The sequence below is a fragment of the Gracilibacillus halophilus YIM-C55.5 genome (genome assembly GCF_000359605.1).
Classification (GTDB): Bacteria; Bacillota; Bacilli; order Bacillales; family Amphibacillaceae; genus Gracilibacillus; species Gracilibacillus halophilus.
Genome location: NZ_APML01000017.1, coordinates 1 through 8,831, shown reverse-complemented (window position 1 = coordinate 8,831; position 8,831 = coordinate 1). Strand labels below are relative to the sequence as shown.

Genomic DNA, 8,831 nt, shown 5'->3' with positions numbered 1-8,831 from the left:
CAACTACTAGTTTCAACCTAAATCAATTGGTAGACACCATTTGATTTAAATAAATAAAACCATCTGAAAATCAAAGGAAAATGGCGATATTCTAAGAAAAAATTAATTTATTGAGGGAGGAATGCGTAATGATAAATGAGTGTGCAATTTGTCCGTGTTTTAATAAAATGAATAATACAATGAAAGTCTTGATTACTACTTTAACTGTTATTATTTTTGGAGTATTATATTATTTTTTAATACCTCAAATAATGCCAGGTGATTCTGGTTTTGTGATTTTAATATTCACTCCTTTTTTAATTGGAGGTCTTTTATTTGGTTTGGGGTTGATTGGTCTTGCGTTTGGGATAAGCAAGTTATGCGAATGGATAAAAAGAAAGTAATTTGTTGTAAAGCAAAGGGGCTAATCGGATAACGTAGAAGTTAGTACAATAGTTTTTTTGCGAAGGAGCTGACAAAATTGAATAAGTGCAGGTTCCTTTTTCTATGTATCTTTTTTGTGGTTACGTTTCTTGTTAGTGGGTGCACAAATGAGACTCAAAAGGACCAATTTGAACAATTGTTATCTAATATTCATCAGGATAAAGAATTTATATTTGAAGATTTAATCTGGCTTATGAATAGGAATGAAGTAATGGAGCGAAAAGAATTAAGTGAAGAAAACAAACAAAAAAATCGTCTGGATTATTTATCTAAACCGCTGGATTCATTTGAAATGGATAAGGGTTCTCTAGAGCAAAGTGTTGTTTATATATTCTCAGAAAACAAAAAAGACTCACAATTTGTATCGGGGGAATATAGTTTACACACTTCTGACAAAGAGCTCTTTGTTGAATTTGCTAATACACTCAAAGCATATTTGTCAGATTCTCTTGTAGAACCATATGCCAACGATTTGAGTGTATTAGGCCAAGTATATGAAGCTCTTAACCAATCAAAAAGTGTAAAATGGGATGGTACAGATGGAAGTATGTTAACAATATCCATAGGTGCTTTACAATCAGAAGGTGAAGAAACGGAATACCTTATAAAAATAAAAACAAATGCTCCTTTACCAGATGGAAAATCCTTAAAATAAATAATTTGCTATTCTAGTAAATTCTATAATTCTACACCTACTGAATACAAGTTGATGAACCTTTGAAAATTTGTTTGATTTATTGTTGAGATACCACTGTATTTGTATGGGTATTACTATTGGTTGTCGGTGGTATTGGTAGAATCGGTATTTGTAGTGCCTTTGAAGGGAATGAAGTGTTTACAGGATATGCAGCAATGTTAGGATAATTGTAGCATTTATGTAGGTTTTGGCAGTATGTTTATAGCATTTTATGTATAATTAAATATGAAGAGATTGTATAACGAAGAATGTTTATTCAACGAATTTCTAAGTGGCTTGTTCAATTAATGGGCTGGAATGTTTAAAAAGGGGGTATTATATGTATAATTTGCTGATTTTCTTAGCGATAGCTTTGATTGGAATAATACTATATTTAACGATTACAAAAAGGAAGCCGTGGAAATTCATTGCAATAATTATGGTAATAATCATAGGTGCTTTATTACTGATCGGCTTTCGCTTTACTGCATCAAGTGCTTTACCTAATGGTACTAAACCAATAGAAAGTATAGAAACAATTTACGGGCAAGCAATATTATATGAAGATGTAAATAACCATACATTTGGCTTGGCGAAAATACATCGCAGTATGGGGTTTCTGTATCATTACGCAGGCGGTGCTCCTGACTACATACTTGAAGTGAATGAACCATTCCAAGCTGCTGGTTTTGGAAGTGATGAACAAGATGGTTTTATGGTTGGAATTAAAACTGGTAACCCAAATATAAAGTATATTGTGGTTGGTAACCATCTGGAAAACTTAACGCCATCAGAACCTTATAATTTCAATATGGAGACAGTTGAGAATTATCCGAATAGCTACCATGTCAAAGAGATAGTTGATAATCATGCCTTCTTTGTACTAGATGAGTATTCCGAGAAAACATGGACAATAAGAGCGCTTGATAAAGATGGTAATCTAATTGCAGATAAATTATTTGGAACAGGTGAAGCAAGATATACTGAGTGGTAAACATCTAAATTTCTCTAATATAAGCAATTAGAATTTATAAATTAGATGTCATTATATTTATAGTAATAGCATGTGACTCATTACACTTAAACAAACGGGTGGCTTTACTTGAATAAGCCTAATGCTCAAAAGAACCTTCAATATACACTAATTTATACATTGGCTGTATATTGAAGGTCTTTTTATATGCAAAAAGTATACTGCCATTTCATACATGAGTTAAATGCCAAATACATTCTATTCTTATGTTGAAGGGACAAAATTGAAATAAGTTTTTGAAATAATAGTTGTTGATTATCTTCTTTGGGTTTGCGATTATATTCAATGGAGGTCTCTCTTATTGCTATAGGATTAGTAAAGATTGGTTTCTATGCTAAGAACAAAGCAGCTAACTTGGAGAACTAAAATATAGTTGTTCAACAAACAAAGCCACCTGTTAGCTTAATAACGTTCCTGGTTGAATTACTTTCTTATTTTCTTCATTAAACAAAATAGCAGGTTTAGTTCCAATTACTGTTATCACTTCATCATCTATAAATAACGCTGTTTCTTCTGGTAATGAGATAACTGGATTTTTGTATTCGAATATATAATTATTGATTACAGCATCGTTTTCCCCGTTGTAGTGGCACCATATAGAATAATTTTCTACAAGACCTAAACCATGGAAATCTTGTAAACCAACATCGTTAGAATCCATATGAGAACAAGTCCTAATATCTTGACCAAAGATAATCGCCCCCGCACTACCACCGTATATGATTCCGCCTTTTGCTAGATATTCTTTTAAAACATTCGTGAAACATGTTTCTTTAAAATCTTTTAACAGTCTGAATGTATTACCACCACCTATATATATTGCCGAAAATTGTTTTAAATTTCGGTCCACATCGTAATATCTTCTATTCCAAGCGGATCAAAAACACTGTTTATCCAATAAAAGCAAGAATCATAGGAGTTTATATCCATTGCAATGGGGATGTATAACAATGATTTTTCCTTGTTGATTAAATCTGCAAATTTTACATCAATTGATAGGGTTTGTTCCGCATTCCCGCCTCCAGCAAGAATTAATTTACCAATAAAAAATCCCCTCCCTGATTCGAATTATTCTCATAATTCTCTTTACTTCTGGATCACCTCAAAATCTTTAAGAATAAGGGAACTCTCTTGTTAAAGATTAGCATCCGATTGTTTAAGAATCACTATGCTTTCTCACTTTCGAGAATTTAAATAATGCTATTACTAAACAAATCATACTCAATGCCCAAACAACTCCTGAAATACCCATCTGGAGTGAAATCTCTTCAGAAGCCATTGGATGATTGTAGCCAAAAGTTATACCCTTTAATGCAAAATATATTGCAGCAGAAACTAATAGAAAATGTAGTAACGTCCAGATATATCCCAATTTATTATTTTTATTTTTCACCCAAAGGAACACTGTAACAAATATTGCAATCCCCATAACCATAGAAATTCCACCAATTAACAAACCTATTACTTCCTGTTATAATGGCATAAGGATTCACCTCCAAATTAAATTCCTTAAACAAGTGCCCCTTTAGTGCGATAAGTAACGTAACATTCTTCCTTTATCTTTTCACAAAAGAACGAACCAGCATTGTCCCAGCTAAAACCGACAAGACCATATGTGTTTCAGGTAATAAGAAGATGTTACTTACTCATCTGAAGTACCCAGTGTCATTCCACCGTCTACCACAATTTCTGTGCCCGTACAATACGAGCTTTCATCAGAGGCAAGGAACGCTACAGCTCGAGCAATTTCAATTGGTTGTCCAATACGTCCTAAAGGTACTGAATCGTAATAAGTAGGAACATCTTTGCCTTGAGTAGACATTGCTGTTTCGACTCCACCTGGATGGATCATATTTACTCGAATTCCTTTTGGTCCTAATTCAATAGCTGCAGCTTTAGACATTGCAACCACAGATGCTTTTGTCGCAGCATAAGCAGAGGATTGGCTAATTGGGGCAAATGCAGAAATCGATACATTGTTTATAATGGAGCCTTTTTGCTGCTTTTCCATTTGTGGAATAACTGCCTGCATCCCCATAAAAACACCAAGTTGATTAATATTAATCAACTGTTGATACTCATCTAGGTTTGTCTCTGTAAAAGATTTGCGTTTTAGCGCTCCAGCATTATTCACTAACACATCAAGCTTACCAAATTTATTTATGACCTCATCAACCGCAGATTTCCACTCTAATTCTTTTGTTACATCTAACTGAACTGGAATAGCGTGGCCTTCTCCAATCTTTTTAGCCACTACTTTAGCTTCATCATAGTTTCGAGCACCAATCGCTACTATAGCCCCCAATGTGGCAAGGTGCTGAGCAATAGCTTTTCCCTGTCCTCGATTAGCCCCAGTGACAAGAATGACATGGTTGTTTAAATACGACATATACTCACTCCTTTTTTAATCATCATTAAGCTCTAATTTCACTTTAACATCAACGTTAAGTAAAACATAATTTCCACCTAAACATTAAATGATATAGATCTCTGCTTACCAAATTCTTTTCACAGTTCATATCATTCTCACTCTATTTTTCTTCCACTAATTCACAAATGTAGAACCACCTATTATTCTTTTGATAGTGTTTCTTTCTATAGGCTTTGTTGCATTATTTTCATACCATATACAAATTAAATGTGTCATCCTCATTAGAAGCTGTAACGAAAGGGATAAAATTAGGCTATATACAACCCAGCTATGAAAGATAGTATCTATTTTTTTTAGTAAAGTCTACTCATTCAAATACTTGAAAATCATGAAGAAATGATAAAAAATATAGGTAAGTTCGAGAAGAAAATAGATATATTTTTTGATTTAAGCAATGAGGAGTTTAAAAAAATACTAAAAATTGTTTGCTGGAGGAGGAAACGGGATTGGCTAATATAAAATATGAAATTATCGAGACAATTGCAATTATATCGGAATCACCAAAAGGTTGGAAAAAAGAATTAAATCTAGTAAGTTGGAACGGACGTGATCCAAAATATGACCTTCGTGATTGGTCTCCAGACCATGAAAAAATGGGAAAGGGTCTAACACTTTCAGCAGAGGAATTAAAAACGTTGAAAGATGCTTTAGTTAATTTTGATGAGTTAGAATAAGGTAAGTTGAAAGCTTGCAGAACATCTCTGCAAGCTTAATCTATATTTATGAGTCTATCATTGAACTGAAATTCTTTAGTGAGCAGTGTAATATTCACTGTGTAAGCAAAAACCGTACATCAAAAAACTACAGACCTACCAAGCGAAATCACCTTTTTTAACCAAGTGCATTTCTTCACGAATGACTAGAAAATAGCATTTTTCCTATCAAACTACCGACTAAAACAGATAATCCAGCAATTATAAATTTGGTAACACACCGACCCTGATGGTCATAAATTTGAGTTCCATACAGGTACTTTACAAGATAGATTATTTTCAACATTCAGAGCCAGCCACGTTCCATTCACATAAAAAACATTCTTGTAAAACTCAATTGAATGATCTAAATTAGCGGATTAACCCCCGAAAATTGGACATTTATAATCTTAAACTCGTTCAAACTTAGAATTACTTATTTTTTATTGGAAGAGTGCGACAAAAAGCGAATCCTAATTATAAAGGAATTATTTTTTTAGAGAAATAATGTAAAAATCTTTTGACATATTGTTTATTTCCGAATACAATAATGTTAAATACTTTTTACATATAGACGAAGGAGGATATAAAGAATGGATTGGGTTAAACTTGTGTATTTAGTTATCTTGTTAATTAGCGGAGTTTTCGTGTTTTTAGCACCATTTTTTCAAAAAGGTGATGAAAGGAGGAAATTTATCAATTCAAAAGCTCAATCATATGCATTTACAGTAATTATAGGTATGCTTATTATAAGTGTTGTACGATCAATTTATCTGACTATTCAGGGGAATACTTCTTATAATGGTGATTATGTAGAAGGTTCGCCGATATCATTTCTGTCGGTGACTTTAATTGTATATCTGATAACATTACTAGTTTACAGGAAAAAATATGGTGATTAAATGAAAAATAACATAAAAAAATTAAGAAGAACAGCTAAATTGTCCCAGGAAGAACTCGCTAAGCTTTGTAAGGTATCCAGACAAACAATAAATGCAATTGAGAATGATAAATATGACCCTACGTTACAATTAGCATTTACCATAGCAAGTGTACTAGAAACTACGGTAGACAAATTATTTATTAATAACTAATAAATCAACAATCGGGCGCGACACCATTTCCACTAAAGTGAATATGAGTGGAAATGTAATATAAATTCGAGCTTTACAACGGAGGATGGGAGTTACGAAATACGGAACCATGTTTTCTGAAACCATCCTGCATTCAAGACAGATAGGCCTCAGGGTATGGGCACAAATGATTTGGCGGAATGCAGGTTGATGCCATCTTCTTAGAAAAGGTATGCCAACGGGATATACCGCGGCTAAAAAACTGGATACGGTGAGAATGTTCTCACGAAAGGGGACTGACAAACTTCTGAATGTACGCGTCTATAGATTGAACAGAGGGAAACTTGTGTGTCAACATACGATGATGTAAGTGGTGTAGAGTAAAAATACGCCCTCTGAAATAAGCTGTACTGAACAATGGAATATCCAGCTCACAGGCTTATAGAAAGCACCTACGTTTAGCTTGGAAAGCAAGAGACGTTGTAATAAGCACTGTCATCCGAAATGGTACTATAAGGCATCTCCCGAAAGGTGTTTATCCTTGGGTAAGGGATATGGCCAAAGAACCTTTAATTAAAGAACTAAACAGAAGGAGATTTGAAAATGCTTATAAATTCAATTACTAAGCAATATAGTCGCTCTGTAGCTTTAAAAGAGCTATCTTTTGAATTTAAACAAGGGGAAATCGTTGGTTTAGTTGGAAGTAATGGTGCTGGAAAGAGTACGCTTATGAAGATCATTGCTCAAACAATTCAGATATTCAATGGATCTGTTGAAGGCAATAGTAGTGTCGGGTATTTGATTGAGGAACCTAAACTATTTAGTGATAAGACTGGATTAGCACATTTGTCCTATTTCTCGAAAATTTATGGAAATAAATTCAAAATTAGTGAATACGAGGAACTTCTAAAAAGTTTACAATTATTTGATGTGTTGGATAAAAAGGTGAAGAAATATTCTTTGGGGATGAAGCAGAAATTAGGAATAGTTATAAGCCTATTAAATAATCCAAGTTACGTTGTATTGGACGAACCGACAAATAGTATGGATATAGAAACGTCCCTCGAAGTATTACAGCAGTTGAAAAAAATGGCTAATAAGTGGAATGTTGGTGTCTTGATTTCTAGCCATAAGCTAGAAGATATTGAAACTATCTGTGATCGCATCTTGTTTTTAGAAAAAGGAACTATTCTCGAAGAACAGCAATTTAGTAACAAGAATCAATATATCTTAAAACTAGCATTTGATAATTATGCTGATCTAGCAACATTTATTGATCATCAAGAGCTCGGGCGTATCATCCATTCAAGTGAGAAAACAAACACAATTAAAATTGAAACGACAGCAGAAAATACCGAAGTTTTCCAGTTTTTAAATCAGTTAGGAATCAAGTTAATTGATTTTACTACTGAAAAGAAAACGCTTCGTAATATTTATATGAACAAAGTCAGAGGTGAATATCATGATATTTAATATTAAAAATTATGTTAGTTATAATTTAAAGGAACTTTTTAAAAAGGGCTATTTGGTCTTGGGAGTGTTGGCAGCCTTAGTACCAGCACTAATCATTAGTTACTTTATCTTAACAGGAACTACATCATTTAACATTAAACATGTCTCAAATTTTTATTGTATGTTGGGAATGCTCGCGGCGGTTTTACACCCACTTTACCTTGTCAATAGAGATTATTCATCTAAGACAGCTTCGTTGATTAACAACTCAAAACAAAATAGAAAAAACTATGTACTGGCTAATGTAGTTATTGCACTATTTGTTAGTTTACTTTATGTAGCAGTGGGAATAGTCCTACTTCTAGTTACAAAACAACTTGGAGTGCCTGGGAAATTGGAGGTCTCTTTCCTTTTAGGGTTCTCTGCTAATGTCTTTCTTTTAGTGTTGACCTTTTTCTTGCTTGGATATATTTTATTATTATTTGGTGTCCGGAGTGGTGCAGTCTATTTTATTTTGACAGCAATGTTACTTTTTTTGCATAATATTTTGATAAATGTAATAGAGAGTACTCAAAGGGAATTTCTTTCGGGTTTAATCGAAAACTTTCCTGGTTACTTCTATCCAGTTATGGTTGGCTCAAACCCGCTTTCACCCCTACAGTACTTTATTGGTTGTTTCACCTTAATCGTACTTTTTTTACTCGTTCTTAAAAAAAGTGAAAAAATTGAAATTTAAGATTGTCTTATAAGGTTTAAGAGCCAGGATTTCTTTTTTATATTTTCTGAATGTTTTTCTACGTTTAAATAAATTTTTAATTTCTCCCTATGGTGAAAAGTCGAAGAGCGAAATCGCTCTTCGATTTTTTTGTGGTCTTTGAAAACCCCTGGCTATGCCAGGGGTTCTGAAGAGCTTCTAGCGTGGGGTCACGAAAAAGCCTCTCTTCATGGTAAGATAAGGTTGGTTTCCCGACCACCAAATCTCACCAAAGAAGGAGGCATGTCCAATGCAGGACAAGAATAGTTTAGCACATACACAATGGAGATGTAAGTT

At 33.5% G+C, this 8,831-nt stretch carries 11 protein-coding genes; 8 read left to right on the top strand and 3 right to left on the bottom strand.

The genetic code is table 11. From position 1 onward, the window contains the following. Positions 1-128 precede the first annotated feature (128 nt). From J416_RS04135 to J416_RS04125, 3 genes are all read left to right on the top strand, one after another. Positions 129-383 carry a hypothetical protein gene (locus J416_RS04135; RefSeq protein ID WP_003465768.1) on the top strand — a complete coding sequence of 85 codons (255 nt, stop codon included), beginning with the start codon at positions 129-131 and terminating at the stop codon, positions 381-383. Between the two features lie 251 nt (positions 384-634). After that, positions 635-1,078 (top strand): hypothetical protein, encoded by a 444-nt coding sequence (locus J416_RS04130; RefSeq protein ID WP_156809507.1) that lies wholly within the window; start codon positions 635-637, stop codon positions 1,076-1,078. A gap of 361 nt (positions 1,079-1,439) precedes the next feature. Beyond that, positions 1,440-2,093: a hypothetical protein gene (locus tag J416_RS04125; protein WP_003465763.1), complete on the top strand. Its 654-nt coding sequence runs from the start codon at positions 1,440-1,442 to the stop codon at positions 2,091-2,093. A 436-nt stretch (positions 2,094-2,529) separates the two neighbouring features. Here J416_RS04125 and J416_RS04120 read toward each other — a convergent pair whose 3' ends face one another. The 3 genes from J416_RS04120 to J416_RS04110 all read right to left on the bottom strand — a co-directional run bounded on the left by J416_RS04120 (position 2,530) and on the right by J416_RS04110 (position 4,521). Further along, complete coding sequence (locus J416_RS04120; RefSeq protein WP_003465760.1) at positions 2,530-2,982, bottom strand: Type 1 glutamine amidotransferase-like domain-containing protein; 453 nt, start codon at positions 2,980-2,982, stop codon at positions 2,530-2,532. Positions 2,983-3,288: 306 nt separating this feature from the next. Continuing rightward, the gene (locus tag J416_RS04115; RefSeq protein WP_156809506.1) at positions 3,289-3,588 is read right to left on the bottom strand and encodes a hypothetical protein; all 300 of its coding nucleotides are present in this window, start codon (positions 3,586-3,588) and stop codon (positions 3,289-3,291) included. Positions 3,589-3,774: 186 nt separating this feature from the next. Beyond that, a complete protein-coding gene (locus tag J416_RS04110) occupies positions 3,775-4,521 on the bottom strand; it encodes an SDR family NAD(P)-dependent oxidoreductase (protein ID WP_003465757.1) in 747 nt (248 codons plus the stop codon). Between the two features lie 488 nt (positions 4,522-5,009). On the opposite strand from J416_RS04110, the gene J416_RS04105 reads away from it, so the two are divergent. From J416_RS04105 to J416_RS04085, 5 genes are all read left to right on the top strand, one after another. Beyond that, positions 5,010-5,237 (top strand): YdbC family protein, encoded by a 228-nt coding sequence (locus tag J416_RS04105; protein ID WP_003465754.1) that lies wholly within the window; start codon positions 5,010-5,012, stop codon positions 5,235-5,237. Between the two features lie 611 nt (positions 5,238-5,848). Next, positions 5,849-6,157, top strand: a complete 309-nt coding sequence (locus J416_RS04100) for a hypothetical protein (protein ID WP_003465752.1) — start codon at positions 5,849-5,851, stop codon at positions 6,155-6,157. Next, on the top strand, positions 6,158-6,349 hold the full coding sequence (locus tag J416_RS04095) for a helix-turn-helix transcriptional regulator (protein WP_003465750.1): 192 nt from the start codon (positions 6,158-6,160) through the stop codon (positions 6,347-6,349). A gap of 582 nt (positions 6,350-6,931) precedes the next feature. Beyond that, positions 6,932-7,801, top strand: a complete 870-nt coding sequence (locus J416_RS04090) for an ABC transporter ATP-binding protein (RefSeq protein WP_003465748.1) — start codon at positions 6,932-6,934, stop codon at positions 7,799-7,801. After that, positions 7,791-8,516: a hypothetical protein gene (locus J416_RS04085; protein ID WP_003465744.1), complete on the top strand. Its 726-nt coding sequence runs from the start codon at positions 7,791-7,793 to the stop codon at positions 8,514-8,516. The genes J416_RS04090 and J416_RS04085 overlap by 11 nt, the downstream gene beginning before the upstream one ends. The last annotated feature ends 315 nt before the right edge of the window (positions 8,517-8,831 follow it).

Bases quoted from the DNA above. Each gene is read 5' to 3' on its own strand.
- J416_RS04095 (WP_003465750.1), top strand. From the start codon at position 6,158: ATGAAAAATAACATAAAAAAATTAAGAAGAACAGCTAAATTGTCCCAG.
- J416_RS04100 (WP_003465752.1), top strand. From the start codon at position 5,849: ATGGATTGGGTTAAACTTGTGTATTTAGTTATCTTGTTAATTAGCGGA.
- J416_RS04110 (WP_003465757.1), bottom strand. From the start codon at position 4,521: ATGTCGTATTTAAACAACCATGTCATTCTTGTCACTGGGGCTAATCGA.
- J416_RS04135 (WP_003465768.1), top strand. From the start codon at position 129: ATGATAAATGAGTGTGCAATTTGTCCGTGTTTTAATAAAATGAATAAT.
- J416_RS04090 (WP_003465748.1), top strand. From the start codon at position 6,932: ATGCTTATAAATTCAATTACTAAGCAATATAGTCGCTCTGTAGCTTTA.
- J416_RS04130 (WP_156809507.1), top strand. From the start codon at position 635: ATGGAGCGAAAAGAATTAAGTGAAGAAAACAAACAAAAAAATCGTCTG.
- J416_RS04125 (WP_003465763.1), top strand. From the start codon at position 1,440: ATGTATAATTTGCTGATTTTCTTAGCGATAGCTTTGATTGGAATAATA.
- J416_RS04085 (WP_003465744.1), top strand. From the start codon at position 7,791: ATGATATTTAATATTAAAAATTATGTTAGTTATAATTTAAAGGAACTT.